The sequence below is a fragment of the Acidovorax facilis genome (assembly GCF_023913775.1).
Lineage (GTDB): Bacteria > Pseudomonadota > Gammaproteobacteria > Burkholderiales > Burkholderiaceae_C > Acidovorax > Acidovorax facilis.
Map to the genome: position 1 here is coordinate 1 of NZ_JAMXAX010000032.1, position 16,110 is coordinate 16,110.

The window sequence follows — 16,110 nt, forward strand, 5'->3', positions numbered from 1 at the left end:
ATCACCGCCACTTCTTCCGCCCCGCTCCCGACACCCGCCGAACGCGCCGCGCGCCAGGCTGAGGTTGTCCAGGCCCTGGGCCGCGTGCTGCCCGCCCACGCGCTGCTCTGGCACACCGAAGACACCACGCCCTACGAATGCGACGGCCTCACCGCCTACCGCCAGCGCCCATTGGTGGTGTGCCTGCCGGAAACCTACGACGAGGTGCAGGCCGTGCTGCAGGCGTGCCACCGGCTGCAGGTGCCGGTGGTGGCGCGCGGTGCGGGCACGGGCCTGTCGGGAGGCGCCATGCCGCACGCCCTGGGCGTGACGATGTCGCTGGCCAAGTTCAACCGCATCCTCGACATCAACCCCGAAAGCCGCACGGCCGTGGTGCAGTGTGGCGTGCGCAACCTGGCGATCAGCGAAGCGGCGGCACCCTACAACCTCTACTACGCCCCTGACCCCAGCAGCCAGATCGCCTGCACCATCGGCGGCAACGTGGCCGAGAACTCGGGCGGCGTGCATTGCCTGAAGTACGGCCTGACGGTGCACAACGTGCTCAAGGTGAAGGGCTTCACGGTGGAAGGTGAGCCGGTGGAGTTCGGCAGCGAGGCGCTGGATGCGCCCGGCTACGACCTGCTGGCCGCCGTGATCGGCAGCGAGGGCATGCTGGCCGTGACCACCGAAGTGACGGTCAAGCTCATCCCCAAGCCCCAGCTGGCGCGCTGCATCATGGCCAGCTTTGACGACGTGCGCAAAGCGGGCGACGCGGTGGCCGCGGTCATCGCGGCTGGCATCATCCCCGCCGGCCTGGAGATGATGGACAAGCCCATGACCGCCGCCGTCGAAGACTTTGTGCACGCGGGCTACGACCTGACAGCCGAAGCCATCCTGCTGTGCGAAAGCGATGGCACGCCCGAAGAAGTAGAGGAAGAAATCGGCCGCATGAGCGACGTGCTGCGCGCTGCAGGCGCCACCGCCATTTCGGTCAGCAACGACGAAGCCGAGCGCCTGCGCTTCTGGAGCGGTCGAAAGAACGCCTTCCCCGCCAGCGGCCGCATCAGCCCCGACTACATGTGCATGGACTCGACCATCCCGCGCAAGCGCCTGGCCGACATCCTGCTGGCCATCCAGGAGATGGAAAAGAAATACCAGCTGCGCTGCGCCAACGTGTTCCACGCGGGCGACGGCAACCTGCATCCGCTGATCCTTTTCGATGCGAACGATGCCGACCAGTTGCACCGCTGCGAACTGTTTGGTGCGGAGATTCTGGAGACCAGCGTGGCCATGGGCGGCACCGTGACGGGTGAGCATGGTGTGGGTGTGGAGAAACTCAACAGCATGTGCGTGCAGTTTTCTGCGGAGGAGAACGCACAAATGTTCGGGCTCAAGCATGCGTTCGACCCGGCGGGGTTGCTGAACCCGGGGAAGGTGATTCCGACGCTGAACCGGTGTGCGGAGTACGGGAAGATGCTGGTGCGCGGAGGGGCGATCAAGCATCCGGATTTGCCGAGGTTTTGAAGGGTAGGGATCCTGGTGAACCGCACGATCGGAGGCTATTTCGGTCGCCGGATGGATAACCGGCGAAGGAACATACCGCAGTTCAATCGGCCGGCAGCACTATGCATTCGGAAGGACTCGGTAGGAAACAAGCATGAAGTCATCATTATCACCCTTGCGATGCCAAGCTTTCTTGGAGACAACGCTGCACTGGATGTCTAGGTTCGCGGCGACTTGGCTTTCTGTCAGCTTCACCTGAAAAGACGGACCCGTGCCGTATTCATTCAATGGCAGACGAGTTGATGCCCAGCGGATCTCGTACAAGTCAGGGGGATAGGCAGGGTCAACTTCGACCTCGACCGTAAGCACATCGCCGACCCTCAGATATGAGGCTTCGTCGTGCATGTACCCATGATTAAAGTCTTGGACCTCTGTTCCCGCAGCCCGGTGCCGAACGTTCCCCAGTGAGTCGGACATCCGAATAATCAAAGGAGCATCGTACAAATAGGCCATAGCTTGCTTGCGATAGAAGTCCTGAAGCGATTTGAGGATGTCGTTGCTGTAGCAGAAGGCCTGCTCGGCTTGCCGAAGCGTGATTGGGTTGGCGTGATACAACGGATTTCTTGCTGCAACTATGCGATCAAGCTGTCGTTGCGCTGCCTCGCGATTGTGCGCCGCACCGGCAAAGGCTTCGCGAAACTCGCCGAAAAACTTGCAGATTGTTCTTGCCTCGTCCTCGAGCAAAAGCGTGTCAATGGGGCGCGAATATCTGCCTGGGTGAGTTTTCATCATGTTGTCAGCGTGCACCCTCACCTTTGTCGGAAAGAGAGGTGCACCAGTGCCGTCAACTGCATCGAAATAGTCAGGACCGTAAAGTGCCTTAAATCTCAGGTCGATGAGACGGCGAAGCCAAAACTCCAGGGCCTCGATCTTTTCCTTGCACGCCGCTCGCGTTTCATCGATCGTCATCCTTCCAAACACCATCTTCTCCCGGCAGTTGACTGTATCGAGCATAGCCGCCGACATCTCGTCACCGATAGCCGCCAGCAAAAACCGCCGACAATCCGCAGCCCGTCTCTCCTTGTTACCGATCCCATGCCCAGCGACTCTCCCTCCGCTTTCCTCCAATCCGGCAACGCCCTAGTCGCACAAGCGCAGGCCGTGGCCACGCAGGACTTTGCCGCAGCGCGGGCGTTGTGGCGGCAGGCGGGGATGCTGTTTCAACGGGCGCACGAAGCCGACCCCACGCAACATGCTGCGGCGTTTCGCCTGGGGCAGGCGTGGGTGGCAGAAGCCCATGCGCTGCAGAAAGAAGGATCAGAGGATGCGATAGCGATGTGGCGCCAGGCGGCGCTGCAGTGCGAGGTGGCCTTTGCGCTCGACCCGCACCATGCGGTGACGGCCATGCACATCGCCAGTTGCTACGCCTGGGCACAGGACGCCGAGGCCAAACAGGCGTGGGCGCAGATTGCGCAGCATCTGCAGGAAGAACACGCGGCGAACATGGCTGCGAACATGGCTGCGGATGAGGCGGCACGCTAGGCCAAGCCCCACGCGGTCGGCGCGCGGCCGAGCAACGCGATGGCCCGTGTGGCTGTTCGGCTGTTGGATGTTCGGCTGTCCACCCCCCTGCTGGCTGCGCCTGCGGCGGGGCGGTTGCGGGGTGAGCATGCGCGTCGAAGCGCGCATGCCTCGTGCTCTGACTCGCCGTGGTTGTCCGAGCGGCGCTGCGCAGCAGCAAAGCGAGTTCCACGGCGCACCCCGCAGCCGCCCCGCCGCAGGTTTGCCCCTTCGCAACGCGAAGGGGTCGCAGACTGGGGGTCGCCTTTCTTTTGGGTACTTTTCTTTGGCGAAGCAAAGAACAAGTACCTCGCCCGCCGGGGCGAGTCCCGGCCTCCGCCCTCAACACCAGCATGCTTTTCGAACCAGCACGCCCTGGCTTCGACAGGCTCAGCTCGAACGGGTGGTCAACTGCCCACCACCGCCCGCCAAATCTCCCCCGCGTGCGACACCGCAAACAGCACCAGCCCGATCAGCCCGCCCACCACGGTCCCGTTGATGCGGATGTACTGCAAATCCTTCCCAATGTTCAGCTCAATCAGCTGCGTCATCTCCTCGGTATCCCATCGCCGCACGGTGTCCTCAATGTGCTGCGCAATAAACGCCGACACATCCGGCGCCAGCCCCTCCACCCACCGCTCCAGCCGGTCATTGAACGACTGCCGCAACGCCGCGTCCCCCGCCAGCGACTCGCCCAACCATAGCCCCAGCTTGCCCACCTGCCGCGCCAGTACCGAATCGGCATCGGCCAGGTCGCGCTGCAGAGCGCCGCGCAGATCCAGCCACAAGGTCTGCACATAGCCACCCACGGTGGCGTCGGTCTGCAGCCAGGTGCGGATCTCCTCACCCTTGCGCTCCCATTCCGGGTCGCTGCGCAGGCGCTCGATAAAGCGCTGCACCGCCACATCAAACTGCGCACGCAGTGCATGCTGCGGGTTGGCGGCCACATCGGCCATCAGGCTCTCCAGCGCGCGGGCCAGCAGGGCCGAGCCCTTGTCGCCCAGCCAGTCGCTGGGCAACAACTTCTCGGTGCGCGGGTGGTCCTTCTTGAGCCAGGCCACGATCGACTGCGCGACCCAGGTGCGGGTTTGCTCGTTCTGCAGCAGTTCGATGAGCTTGGCCAGCACGTCGTCCAGCAGTGCCTGGTGGCGGCCGTTGTGCGTGAGGGTGTCGAGCACTGCCGCCAGGGCACGCGACATATCCACCTGCCCGATCAAGGCACGCGCGGCCTGGTGGATGAAGCGTTCCACCTGCGCGTCCTGCACCGTCTCCAGCGCAGCCGAGGCCAGGCGCGTGGCTTGGTGCCCCAGCAGCGTGGCGTTGCCAGGCGCCGTGAGCCACTGCGCCAGCCGCTCGGCCGGGTCATGCCGGCGGATCAGCGACACGAGCGAAGGCACATCCAGGAACTTGTCGCGCACAAAGGTGGCGAGGTTGCGGCCGATGCGCGCCTGGTTGCGCGCAATGACCGCCGTGTGCGGAATGGGCAGGCCCAGCGGGCGCCGGAACAGCGCCACCACCGCAAACCAGTCCGCCAGCGCACCCACCATGGCGGCCTCGGCCATGGCTTTCACGCAGTTGAGCCACAGTCCGCGTTCGACCACACTGGTGGCGATGAACACGGCCGTCACCAGCAGCAATAGGCCCAGTGCCTGGCGCTTGGCCCGGCGCAAGGCGAAGATTGCGCTATCAGTATCGGCGTTCATCCGGGCCAGCCCGCCGACCAAGACCCCAATGCGTCAGGCAGCCGCCGCAATCTGGTCCAGCGCCTTCGACAAGTGCCCCACCGTGCGGTCCACGTTGTGCCACTTCTCCAGGCCAAAAAGGCCAATGCGGAAGGTCTTGAAGTCCGGCCCCTCGTCGCACTGCAGCGGCACGCCGGCAGCGGTCTGTAGCCCCACTTCCATGAACTTCTTGCCGTTCTGGATGCCGGGGTCGGTGGTGTAGCTCACCACCACGCCGGGCGCCTTGAAGCCGTCGGCCGCCACGCTGGGGAAGCCGCGCGATTCGAGCAGCGCCCGCACCTTGGCGCCCAGTTCGATCTGCTCGTTACGCACCTTGGCAAATCCATATTCACGCGTCTCGGCCATCACCTCGCGCAGGCGCACCAGCGCATCCGTGGGCATGGTGGTGTGGTACGCGTGCTGGCCCTTTTCGTAGCCCTCGGCGATCTGCATCCACTTCTTGAGGTCGCACGAGAAGCTGCTGCTCGTGGCGCCCTCGATGGCTTCGCGCGCACGCTCGGACAGCATCACCATGGCGCAGCAAGGCGATCCGCTCCAGCCCTTTTGCGGCGCGCTGATGAGCACATCCACGCCCGTGGCCTGCATGTCCACCCACATCGCGCCCGACGCCACGCAGTCCAGCACAAACAGCGCGCCCACCTCGTGCGCAGCCGCCGTCAGCGTGCGGATGTAGTCGTCCGAAAGGATGATGCCGCTGGCCGTCTCCACATGGGGCGCAAACACCACCTTGGGCTTTTCGGCGCGGATGGTGGCGGCGACTTCTTCTGCGGGGCATGGTGCCCAGGGCGCCTGCGGGCCGCTGCCCTGCTGGCGCGCCTTGCACACCACGGATCCGCCGCCCAGACCTTTGTCGGCGTCGAATATCTGTGTCCAGCGGTAGCTGAACCAGCCGTTGCGCACGATGAGCACCTTTTCCTTGTTGGCAAACTGGCGCGCCACGGCCTCCATGCCGAAGGTACCGCTGCCGGGCACCAGCACGGCAGTGTGGGCGTGGTAGACCTCTTTCAGCGTGCCCAGAATGTCCTGCACCACGCCGGTGAAGCGCTTGGACATGTGGTTGAGCGCGCGGTCGGTGTAGACCACCGAAAATTCGAGCAAACCATCGGGGTCGATATCGGGCAAAAGGCCGGGCATAGGGGAGTCTCCGCGTGTGAAACTGAGGGAGGAAAAAGGGACGATCAGGTCAGCTTATCATGGCCCCGCGCCACCCCAAGGCCGCGCGCCATGCAGCAAAAACCCTTCCGATTCCTGCCCACCGCACTGCCCGGCATCGAAGCGATGCAGGCCGACTCCCGCCTGGTCTTCGGCAGGCACATGCACTTGCAGTTCGGCCTCGGCGTGATCGAGCGGGGTGCGCAGAAATCGGCCAGCGGCCGGGGGATTGTGGAATCGGGCCCAGGCGACACCATCACGGTCAACCCCGGCGAAGTCCACGATGGCATGCCGCTGGATGAGCGTGGGCGCGCCTGGCGCATGCTCTACCTGGAGCCCGCCCTGGTGGCGCCATTGGCGGCAGAGGTGCATCCGGGCCCGCACGGCTCCGCCTTCGAATTCCATGCTCCGACGATGCGCGATGCGCGGCTGGCGGCCCAGGTACTGGCACTGTTCGACGCGGCCACCCACCGCCCCAACCACTCGGCCGCAGCGCTGCATGTGGAGGAATGCCTGTTGCGGGTGCTGGGCGGCCTGCTGCGGCCGAAGGGCCACCAACAATCCGCCGCGTCCATCGCCAGGGCTCGCACCATGATGGACGACGATCCCACCGCGCCCTGGAGCCTCGCACAACTGGCCGATGCGGCAAGTTTGAGCCGCTACCAGCTCGTGCGCCAATTTGCCCAGACCACGGGCCTGACGCCGCACGCCTACCTGCTGCAGCGCCGACTGCAGCTTGCACGCCATCTCATGGGTGCGGGTACGCCCCTGGCTGATGTCGCCGCAGCCAGTGGCTTTGCCGACCAAAGCCACCTGACGCGCCTCTTCACGCGCAGCTTTGGCATCACACCGGGCGCCTACGTCCGCACACGCGGCTGACAGCCCGGACCCTGCAATTTCGTTCAAGACCGTTGTGCGGGGTTGGCGGATGCTGCGGGCATCGCCAATTCACGCCGCCGCCGCGCGGCCTCTCGCCATGGGCATCGAATTTCTCATCACCTCTCTCATCGTGGTCGTCTCGCCGGGGCCAGGAACCCTGCTGACCGTGGCGGCCGGGCTCTCGGGCGGCGCGCGGACCGCCGCCGTGACGGCGCTGGGCTGCACGCTCGGCATCGTGCCGCACCTGCTGGCGGCGATCACCGGGCTGGCCGCGCTCCTCAACGCCAGCGCCACGGCATTCGAAGTCCTGCGCTTCGCGGGGGTCGCCTACCTGGTCTACATGGGCTGGGCCACGTGGCGCTCGCCCGCCACCCTGGAGGTTCGCACTGACGCGCCCGCACGCGCAGCCGGTGGGCGTATCACGGAAGCCATGCTGATCAACCTGCTCAACCCCAAGCTGTCGCTGTTCTTCCTCACCTTTCTGCCGCAGTTCATCGCACCGGGTGAAGCGCAGCCCGCGTGGCGCATGGTCCAGCTCTCGCTGGTCTTCATGGCCATGACCTTTGTGGTGTTCTTGGGCTATGGCGTCTTTGCCGCCCGGTTTCGTGACCAGGTGCTGCAGCGCCCCGGCGCGCTGGTGTGGCTGCGCCGCGGCTTTGCGGCCGCGTTTGTCGGGCTCGGCGCAAAGCTCGCTCTGATGCACCGATAGGCGCCACCGTGTCAGGTGCCGTGCTGCTTCACCAGGTATCGATGCAACGTGGACCCAGCGGCGCCACCTGCGCCGATGCCAACCCGCGCGCCAGCCAGGCCCGCGTGTCCGCCGGGTCGATCACCGCGTCGATCTCCAGCGTGGCCGCCATGTGCATCGCCTCACCGTTGGCGTAGGACTTGGCCAGCAGCTTGGCGAACAGCGCATCGCGTTCGGCGCCTTCGGGCAGGGCCTCCAGCTCTTTGCGAAAGCCCAGGCGCACGGCGCCTTCGAGGCCCATGGCGCCGAACTCGCCCGTGGGCCAGGCGACAGTGAACACGGGCGCATGAAAACCCCCGGCCGTCATGCCCATGGCGCCCAGGCCGTAACCCTTGCGCAGCACCACGCTGAAGGTGGGCACGCGCAGGCTGGCGGCGGTGACGAACAGGCGGCTTACATGGCGCACCTGGGCCGTGGCTTCGACCTCGGGGCCGACCATGAAGCCGGGCGTGTCCACCAGGCTCACGATGGGCAGACAGTGCGCGTTACACAGCTGCATGAAGCGCGCGCCCTTGTCGGCCGCATCGGCGTCGATGGCGCCGCCCAGGTGTTGCGGGTTGTTGGCCAGGAGGCCCACCGGGCGGCCTTCGATGCGCGCCAGCGCCGTGTGGATGCCGGTGCCAAAGCCGGTGCGCAGCGGCAGCAGGCTGCCCTCGTCCACCAGGCCAGCCATCGCGGTGCGGGTGTCGTACACGCGCAGGCGGTTCTCGGGCACCACGGCGCGCAGCAGGCGCTGGTCGGGTGCAGACCACTGCGATGTACGGCCCTGGAAGAACGACAGATAGTGGCGCGCGGCCTGCACCGCTCCAGCCTCGTCATCGACCAGCACGTCGATCACGCCGTTGGCATGCTGCACGCGGCTCGGGCCGATCTGCTCGGGCTTGAAGATGCCCAGCCCACCACCTTCGATCATGGCCGGGCCGCCCATGCCGATGTTGCTGGCGCGCGTGGCAATGATCACGTCGCTGCAGCCCAGCAGCGCCGCGTTGCCCGCAAAGCAGCGCCCGGCGGCGATGCCGATGACTGGCACCTGGCCCGACAGCGCCGCGTAGCTCGCAAACGTGTGCACATGCAGCCCCGCCACCACGGGCATGTCGGTGTCGCCCGGGCGCCCGCCGCCGCCCTCGGCGAACAGCACCACCGGCAGCTTCTGCGCCAGCGCGATGCCGAGCATACGGTCGGTCTTGGCGTGGTTGCGTGCGCCCTGGGTGCCTGCGAGCACGGTGGCGTCGTACGACATGACCACGGCGCGGGACTTCTCGTCGCCAAACAGTGCGCCATTGATGCCGCCGATGCCTGTGACCATGCCGTCGGCGGGCGTGTTGGCGATGAGGTCCTCCTTGCTGCGGCGGCGCGTTTGCGCGGCGATGGCGAGGGCCCCATATTCGATGAAGCTGCCGTCGTCGCACAGGTCGGCAATGTTCTCGCGCGCGGAGCGGCCGCCTTGGGCGTGGCGCTTGGTCATGGCGTCGGGGCGCGCGGCGTCGAGCGTGAAGGCGTGGCGGTCGATCACGCGCTGCAGGTCGGCGCGGATGTGGTCGGGGTCGTGCGCAGCGCTGCCCTGCACTTCGACATCGGCCGCATCATCCACCGCGTCCAGCACCAGCAGCGGCTGCCCCTGCGCGACGTAGCCACCGGCCACGGCCAGCAGCGCGCCGACGCGGCCCGCGTGTGGGGCCAGCAGCACATGCTCCATCTTCATGGCTTCAAGCACGGCCAGCTCGGCGCCGGCGGCGACCACGTCGCCCTCGGCCACGCTCAGCTGCACCAGGCGGGCGGGCATGGGGGCCAGCACGGCACCTTCGGGTGCAGGCATTGAGAAATTTGAGTCTTTTTGGCCGCTAGCGCTTGATGGATAAGCGCTAGCAGCTATGTTTTTTTTTGCATCTAGCAATTCAGGCAACACGGATTCCAGCCAGCGTGTGTGCACCTGCTGGCTCTCCATCTCAGGCCGTGTTGCCAGCGCCTGCAGCAGCGCGAGGTTGGTGGCCACGCCCTCGATGCGGCACTCGGCCAGCGCGCGCTGCGAGCGGCGCAGCGCATCGGCAAAACGCGGGCTGCGCGTGTGCACGATGAGCTTGGCCAGCAGCGTGTCGTAGTGCGGCGATGGCGTGGCGCCCGCTGCGCCGTGCGTGTCCACGCGCACGCCGGGGCCTGCGGGCAGGTCAAAGCGGCTGAGCGTGCCGCTGCCGGGGGTGGCGTTGCCCTGCGCGTCCAGCGTTTCGGCGTTGATGCGCCACTGCACGGCAAAGCCCAACACGGCGGGCGGTACTGCAGGGTCGAGGCCGATGTCCTGCAGTGTGCGGCCTGCGGCCAGCGCGATCTGCGCCTGCACCAAGTCCACGCCGGTCACTTCTTCGGTGATGGTGTGCTCCACCTGCAGGCGTGGGTTGCATTCGATGAACACAAACGACAGGTCGTTCGAGGCCAGATCCACCAGAAACTCGAACGTGCCCAGGCCTTCATAGGCCACGGCGCGCGCCATCGACAAGGCGGCGGTGGTGATGCGCTCACGCAGCGCTGCGGGCAACGAAGGGCTTGGCGCGATCTCCACCACCTTCTGAAAGCGCCGCTGCAGCGTGCACTCGCGCTCGCCCAGCGCGATCACCTCGCGCCCATCGCCCAGCACCTGCACCTCGATGTGGCGGGCGTTGCCCATCAGGCGCTCCACGTACACGCCGTCCACACCAAAGGCGGCCTGCGCCTCGCTGCGGCAGCGCGCGTAGGCAGCGGGCAAGTCATCGGCCGACGCCACCGCGCGCATGCCACGCCCACCGCCGCCGCCGATGGCCTTGATGACGATGCCGACATGGGCGTGCTGCGCGAAGAAGGCCTGCGCCTCCTGCAGCGTCACCGCCGCCTGCGTGCCGGGCATGAGCGGCACACCCTGCTGCTGCGCCAGCGCACGGGCCTGCGCCTTGTCGCCGAACAGCGCGAGCTGCGCAGGCGTGGGGCCGATGAAGCGCAACCCGGCGTCGGCGCACGCGCGGGCGAAGTCGGCGCGCTCGCTCAAGAAGCCGTAGCCCGGGTGCACGGCATCGCAGCCCTGCGCCTGGGCAATGGCAATGAGGCGCGCACCGTCCAGGTACGCCGCAGGGCCGGTCGCGCCCAGCGCCACGGCCGCACTGGCTGCGCGTACATGGGGGCTGGCGGCGTCATCGTCGGCATACACGGCCACACTGGCAATGCCCAGGTCGTGCAGGGCGCGCACGGTGCGCAGTGCGATTTCGCCCCGATTGGCGATCAGGACTTTGGCAAAGAGGGGCAGGGTCATGGTTTTGCTTCTGTTTTTATAGCATTTAGCGCTTTACTGATAAGCGCTGGCGGCTATTTTTTTTCTAATTGATGGACTCACAGAACTGCGCTTGCCTCGCAGCGCTTGCAACTGGCGGGGCCCACACCAGGGCTCCCGCGCAAGGGCCGCCCCGCCGCGCTGGGAGCGTTCCCCTCCCTAGCGCGAAGCGCGTAGAGAGAGGGGGAAGGCGCCGCAGGCGACTCAGGGGGTGTTTCATGCATCCCGAAGCAGGCGGCGCAGCACTTTGCCAGCGCCGGTGGCGGGCAGTGCGTCGATGAAACGCACCTCGCGCGGGGCTTTGTAGGGCGCCATGTTGTCGCGGCACCAGGCCACCAGGCCGGCGGCGTCCACCTCCTGGCCGGACTTCTTGACGATGAAGGCGCGCACCACCTCGCCCTTTTCCGCATCGGGCACGCCAATCACGGCGGCCTGGGCCACGGCGGGGTGCTTGATGAGCAGGGTCTCGACCTCTTCGGGGAACACGCTGTAGCCCGAAACCTTGATCATTTCCTTGAACCGGCCGATGAAGGTGACATAGCCATCCGCATCAATTTTTCCCATGTCGCCGGTGTAGACCCAGCCGTCCCGCAGGGTCTTGGCCGTGGCCTCGGGCTTGTTCCAGTAGCCCTTGAAGTTGCCGGGGCCGTGGATGGTGATCTCGCCCACCTCGCCCGTGGGCAGCGGCGCGCCGGTGTCGGGGTCGACGATGCTCAGGGTGTTGCCCGGCACGGGCTTGCCCTGGGTGCCCCAGCGGATCGCGTCCACCGGCATGGCGGTGTCCACCGTGTGGGTTTCCGACAGGCCATAGGCCGCCTCGTGGGAGATGCAGTTCGGCGCGAACTGCTGCCACTGCAGGGCCAGCGCCTCGGTGAAGGTGATGCCGAAGCTGGTGACTGGGTTGCGGCGCAGCGCGCTCCAGTCCATCTCGCGTGCGCCGGGCACCTGCATGAGCGCGCCGTTCATGGGCGCGATGCTGTACCACCAGGTCACGCCGTGACGCTCCAGCGCCTGGGCCACGCCCAGCGGATCAAAGCGGTACAGCAGCACGGCCGTGGCGCCGGTGTACACGGGCAGGTTCACGCCCATCACCATACCGGCGATGTGGTACAGCGGGGCCACGGCCAGCAGCGTTTCGTGCGGCGTCATGCCATTGCAGTCGGCCGACGCGGCGGTCTTGAACGTGGCGTTGCCGTAGCTCAGCATCGCGCCCTTCGGCAACCCGGTGGTGCCCGAGGTATAGGTCATGAGCGAGATGTCATCCATCGACAGCGCCACGGGCGCAGGCCGCGCACCGGTGCGGGTGGCGGCCAGGAAGTCTTCGCAGCCCGCAGGCACCGGCGCCATGGCGGCGCGCATGGCCAGGAGCTCGGCGGGTACGTCGATGCTGGGCTCGCCCTCGGGCAGCAGTTCGGCATAGCGCACCACAAACACCTGCTGCAGCGCGGTCTTGGCGCGCACCTTGTCCACCACGGGCAGCAGCACATCGGCCGCGACGATCACGCGCGCCTGCAGGTCGGTGAGCTGGTACTCCAGCTCATGCTCCTTGTTCAGCGGCCCGCAAGGGCAGACGATGGCGCCGATCTTCTGGATGCCGTAGTGCGCCATCACGTACTGCGGGCAGTTGTTCATGAACAGTGCCACGGGCTCGCCCTTGGCCACACCCAGCGCCTGCAGGCGCGCGGCGAAGGCATCACTGGCCGCATCAAGCTGCGCCCACGTGAGGGGCTGGCCGTACCAGAGGTAGGCGATGCGGTCGGGCGTTTCGCGCGCGTGGCGGCGCAGGTGTTCGTGCAGCGGCAGCTGCGGTGCGGCAGAAGGCATGGGGTTGTCTCCGAGGTGTCTGGAATCGCTGGTTCTTGGCGGCCACTCAGGGTTTTCTCTGAGCGCCCTCACCCGCCAGCGTCTTGCCAATATATACCGCGCGGTAGAACAATGCTACCCATGGGTATAAATCGAACGTCGCGCAAAGGACACCAATGAACCAGCAGCCCCCCGTGCAGGCCAGCGGCCGCCAGAAGGCCGCCACGGCCGGGTCGGATGAGAAGCGCGAGCGCATCCTGCGTGCGGCCGAGGCGCTGTTCGATGCGCAGGGCTACGCCAACACCACCATCGAGCAGATCGTGCAGCAGCTGGGCGTGACCAAGCCCTTTGTGTATTACTACTTTCGCAACAAGCAGGAGATCTTCGAGACGCTGTCGTGGGCGCCTGCCGTGGCGTGTTTCACTGCGATGGACTTTGGGGCGGACGATGACCGGCCTGCCCATGTGAAGGTGACCGAAGGCATCGAGCGGCTGATCCGCGCGACGCTGGCGCACCACCCGTCGGCGTTCTTCCCGTACCGCGAGCCGCAGGTCTACCGGCCCGAGTACCTGGCGGCGCAGAAGGATTTGGCGAACCACTTCTACGACCGGCTGTGCGCGCTGCTCGAACAGGGCCGCGACGACGGCATGTTCGAGTTCAACGACACCAAGATCACCGCCCTGGCCGCCTGCAGCCTGCCCGGCTTTCTCTACAACTGGTACCGCCCTGACGGCCGCCTATCGCAAGACGAGGTGGCGCAGGAGCTGGCGCAGCTGGCCTGGCGCGTGCTCGGGCTGCGGCGCACCCGCAAGCGCAACCCAGCCTGACGCGCACCGCAGCGCCCCTACATCCAAGCACAACAACCACCGGAGACAAAACCCATGAAAACCGTGTTCCTCACCCCCCTGGCCGCTGCGGCGGCCCTGCTGATCGGCACAGCCGCCAGCGCGCAGGAGACCTTCAAGGTCGCCTACATCGACCCGCTGTCGGGCCCGTTTGCCAACGTGGGCGAGCTGATGCTCACCCACACGCAGTACGCCATCGAGGACATCAACGCCAAGGGCGGCGTGCTCAAGGGCACCAAGCTGCAGCTGCTGCAGTTCGACAGCAAACTCTCGGCGCAAGAGAGCCAAAGCGCGCTGCAGGCCGCCATTGACCAGGGAGCCAAGGCCATCGTGACGGGCGGCTCGGGCTCCTCTGTGGTCACGGCGCTGGTGCAGGCAGCGGCGCGCCACAACCAGCGCAACCCGGGCAAGGAGATCCTGGTGCTGAACCACTCCTCCATCGACCCCGAGCTCACGGGCAAGGCCTGCAACTTCTGGCACTTCCAGTTCGAGGCCAACACGGCCATGAAGATGAAGGCCATCGCCAACTACATCAAGAAGCAGCCGGACATCAAGAAGGTGTACCTGCTGAACCAGGACTACGCGCACGGCAAGCAGTGGGCGCACTATGGCCGCGAGATGGTGGGCCTGGCGCGGCCCGACATCCAGTTTGTGGGCGAGGCGCTGCACCCCATCGGCCGCGTGAAGGACTTTGCGCCCTACCTCGCCAAAGTCAAGAGCACGGACGCCGACTCGGTCATCACCGGCAACTGGGGGCAGGACATGACGCTGCTGCTCAAGGCGGCGGGCGACGCGGGCTACAACCTGCGCTACTTCAACCACAGCGCGGGCTCCATCCCCGGCACGGTGCTGGCGGTGTCGCAGGCCAAGCAGGGCCAGCTGACCTGGGTGGCCGAATGGCACCCCGGCCAGGCCGACACCCCCAAAGTGGATGCGCTGGCCAAGACCTACAAGGCCAAGACGGGCAAGGACTTTCTCGCTCCGCGCATCGAGATGACGCCCCGCTTCCTCGCCGCAGCCATCAACAAGGCCCAGTCCACCGACCCGGTGAAGGTGGCTCGCGCGCTGGAAGACCTGACGATTGACTCGGTGGTGGGCCCTGTGCGCATGCGCGGCGAAGACCACCAGCTGCTGCTGCCCCAGGTGGTCAACACCATCGCACCGGTGGACGGCAAGGCCGTGAAAGTGGGCTGGGAAGGTACGAACTACGGCTTTCGCACCGATGCGGCCTACACCGGCAATGAAATAGCCCAAGGCACCGAGTGCAAGATGACGCGGCCTTGATGCCACGACGCCGAAACGCGCCGTAACCCCACAGCGGCAACCGGCACGAGGCGCCGCTACCATGACCGGTCATTGCATTCATTGACCCGACCCACAAGGACCGCGCCCATGCCCGACTTTCGCAGCGACACCGTCACCCAGCCCACGCCCGCCATGCGGGAAGCCATGTTCAAGGCCCCGCTGGGCGACGATGTGTTTGCCGACGATCCCTCGGTGAACGCACTGCAGGACCATGCCGCCGAGCAGCTGGGTTTTGAGGCCGCGCTGTTCGCCCCCTCCGGCACGCAGACCAACCTGATCGCGCTTTGGGGCCACTGCCAGCGCGGCGACGAGGCTATCGTGGGCCAGAGCTGGCACACCTACCGCTGGGAGGCCGGCGGCATGGCGGTGCTGGGCTCGATCCAGCCGCAGCCGGTGGAGACGCAACCCGACGGCACGCTGCGCGTGGCCGACATCGCGGCCGCCATCAAGCCCGACGACCCGCACTTTGCCCGCACCCGCCTGGTGGTGCTGGAGAACACGACCGGAGGCCAGGTGCTGCCACCCGCCTACATCGCCGAGGTGGCGCAGCTGGCGCGCAGCCGGGGGCTGGCGATGCACCTGGACGGCGCACGCATGTTCAACGCTGCCACGGCCAATGCCGCGCGCAACGGCACCGATGTGTATGACGAAGCGCGCGCGCTGTGCAGCCACTTTGATTCCGCATCGCTGTGCCTGAGCAAGGGCCTGGGTGCGCCCGTGGGCTCGCTGGTGTTGGGCACGCGGGACTTCATCCGGCAGGCGCGCCGCACCCGCAAGATTTTGGGCGGTGGCATGCGGCAGGCGGGTGTCCTAGCGGCTGCCGGTCATTACGCGCTGCAGCACCATGTGCGGCGCCTGGCGGAAGACCACGCCCGCCTGGACCGTCTGGCCCAAGGCCTGGCCGAAGCCAACCGCAGCCACCCTGTGCTGCAGGGCAAGCTCACCGTGCTGCCATGGCAGACCAACATCCTGTTCACCGACCTGCATGCGGAGGTTGCGCCCGCCTTCACCGCCTGGCTGGCGCAGCATGGCGTGCGCGTGACCAGCAGCCTGTATGGCGGCGCCACCCGGCTGCGCTGGGTGACGCACTTGGATGTGAGCGAGGCGGACGTGACGGCAGCGCTGGATTGCGTGGCGCGCTTCGCTGGCTGATACGCCCCTGGCGTCAGGCGGCGCAAGAACCTGTTCACAGTCTTTTTGGAGTTGCACAACTACCTTGCCGGGATGGGGTGCAAGGCGCGGTGCGCAGCCAATAGCCCGTGCTATTGGCAAGCGCCGCAACGCCGCAGACCGCCCGGCAAG

The 16,110-nt window shown here is 66.6% G+C and carries 12 protein-coding genes; 7 read left to right on the forward strand and 5 right to left on the reverse strand.

Going from position 1 to position 16,110, the window contains the following annotated elements; genetic code table 11:
• Positions 1 to 1,503 carry an FAD-linked oxidase C-terminal domain-containing protein gene (locus NFX52_RS11585; protein ID WP_252635647.1) on the forward strand — a complete coding sequence of 501 codons (1,503 nt, stop codon included), beginning with the start codon at positions 1 to 3 and terminating at the stop codon, positions 1,501 to 1,503.
• Positions 1,504 to 1,602: 99 nt separating this feature from the next.
• Here the strand turns inward: NFX52_RS11585 and NFX52_RS11590 are convergent, their stop codons facing one another.
• A complete protein-coding gene (locus NFX52_RS11590; RefSeq protein WP_156358732.1) occupies positions 1,603 to 2,451 on the reverse strand; it encodes a hypothetical protein in 849 nt (282 codons plus the stop codon).
• 126 nt (positions 2,452 to 2,577) lie between these two features.
• Between NFX52_RS11590 and NFX52_RS11595 the strand changes: the two genes are divergently transcribed.
• On the forward strand, positions 2,578 to 3,024 hold the full coding sequence (locus NFX52_RS11595; RefSeq protein ID WP_055398414.1) for a hypothetical protein: 447 nt from the start codon (positions 2,578 to 2,580) through the stop codon (positions 3,022 to 3,024).
• Positions 3,025 to 3,449: 425 nt separating this feature from the next.
• On the opposite strand, the gene NFX52_RS11600 is transcribed toward NFX52_RS11595, so the two are convergent.
• Positions 3,450 to 4,745: a DUF445 domain-containing protein gene (locus tag NFX52_RS11600; RefSeq protein WP_055398413.1), complete on the reverse strand. Its 1,296-nt coding sequence runs from the start codon at positions 4,743 to 4,745 to the stop codon at positions 3,450 to 3,452.
• Positions 4,746 to 4,778: 33 nt separating this feature from the next.
• Entirely contained in the window at positions 4,779 to 5,918 is a 1,140-nt protein-coding gene (locus tag NFX52_RS11605) for a pyridoxal-phosphate-dependent aminotransferase family protein (RefSeq protein ID WP_252635648.1), read from the reverse strand.
• A 90-nt stretch (positions 5,919 to 6,008) separates the two neighbouring features.
• Between NFX52_RS11605 and NFX52_RS11610 the strand changes: the two genes are divergently transcribed.
• Both NFX52_RS11610 and NFX52_RS11615 read left to right on the forward strand, forming a co-directional pair.
• Positions 6,009 to 6,815, forward strand: a complete 807-nt coding sequence (locus tag NFX52_RS11610) for an AraC family transcriptional regulator (protein WP_055398411.1) — start codon at positions 6,009 to 6,011, stop codon at positions 6,813 to 6,815.
• A gap of 97 nt (positions 6,816 to 6,912) precedes the next feature.
• A complete protein-coding gene (locus NFX52_RS11615; protein WP_055398445.1) occupies positions 6,913 to 7,524 on the forward strand; it encodes a LysE family translocator in 612 nt (203 codons plus the stop codon).
• Positions 7,525 to 7,552: 28 nt separating this feature from the next.
• Here the strand turns inward: NFX52_RS11615 and NFX52_RS11620 are convergent, their stop codons facing one another.
• Entirely contained in the window at positions 7,553 to 10,837 is a 3,285-nt protein-coding gene (locus NFX52_RS11620; RefSeq protein WP_055398410.1) for an acetyl-CoA carboxylase family protein, read from the reverse strand.
• Between the two features lie 234 nt (positions 10,838 to 11,071).
• On the reverse strand, positions 11,072 to 12,679 hold the full coding sequence (locus tag NFX52_RS11625; RefSeq protein WP_055398409.1) for an AMP-binding protein: 1,608 nt from the start codon (positions 12,677 to 12,679) through the stop codon (positions 11,072 to 11,074).
• Positions 12,680 to 12,834: 155 nt separating this feature from the next.
• On the opposite strand from NFX52_RS11625, the gene NFX52_RS11630 reads away from it, so the two are divergent.
• The 3 genes from NFX52_RS11630 (at position 12,835) to ltaE (ending at position 15,960) form a co-directional block, all read left to right on the forward strand.
• Complete coding sequence (locus NFX52_RS11630) at positions 12,835 to 13,485, forward strand: TetR/AcrR family transcriptional regulator (RefSeq protein ID WP_055398408.1); 651 nt, start codon at positions 12,835 to 12,837, stop codon at positions 13,483 to 13,485.
• Between the two features lie 54 nt (positions 13,486 to 13,539).
• Complete coding sequence (locus NFX52_RS11635) at positions 13,540 to 14,787, forward strand: branched-chain amino acid ABC transporter substrate-binding protein (RefSeq protein WP_055398407.1); 1,248 nt, start codon at positions 13,540 to 13,542, stop codon at positions 14,785 to 14,787.
• A gap of 108 nt (positions 14,788 to 14,895) precedes the next feature.
• Entirely contained in the window at positions 14,896 to 15,960 is a 1,065-nt protein-coding gene (gene ltaE / locus NFX52_RS11640) for a low-specificity L-threonine aldolase (protein ID WP_055398406.1), read from the forward strand.
• The last annotated feature ends 150 nt before the right edge of the window (positions 15,961 to 16,110 follow it).